Here is a 583-nt window from a genome sequence, read left to right on the forward strand (position 1 = left end):
GACGGCCTCTATTTCAGGTTTTAGCCCCGATTCGAGCCTGTAACCATATCCATCAAAAACAATCGGCAATCCAAGTTGCCATTGAACAATGGAATGTTACGCTTCGGAGAAAGGCGCATAAATTTCGGCATATCGCGATCGCCGGTCAACATTCCGGCAAGCCAGCCTGCGTAATGCTGTTTCAACCATGTCCCCAGTTGCGGATAAAGCGCCTGTAAAGCCTGAATTTCGGCAAGGCGCACACCATAAGGCGGATTGGAAATCATAATGCCGTGTTCGCCGTTTGGTCGAGCGGTCTGCGCATCTTGCACGTCAAAGCGGATGAAATTATCCACTTCGGCGGCTTGAGCATTGGCCAATGCGGCACGAATCATATAACGGTCGTTGTCGCTGCCGGAAATGGGCGCGGCTGCCGGTTTGATTTGTTTTTCAGCTTCACGGCGCAAGGCTTGCCATTTTTCTTTGTCGAAGTTTTGCAGTTTTTCAAAACCGAAACGGCGCATCAAGCCCGGCGCACGGTGTGTCGCAATCCATGCTGCCTCAATGGCAATCGTACCGCTACCGCAAAACGGGTCTTGGAAAG

1 protein-coding gene is annotated in these 583 nt (G+C 51.6%); it reads right to left on the reverse strand.

Annotated elements, in window-relative coordinates; translation table 11 throughout:
- Window positions 1-20: 20 nt before the first annotated feature.
- Window positions 21-583: THUMP domain-containing class I SAM-dependent RNA methyltransferase (locus ACTHUR_RS16255; protein ID WP_440399714.1), on the reverse strand; the 563-nt coding region annotated here is incomplete at its 5' end.

The organism is Neisseria sp. P0021.S007, from assembly GCF_051956855.1.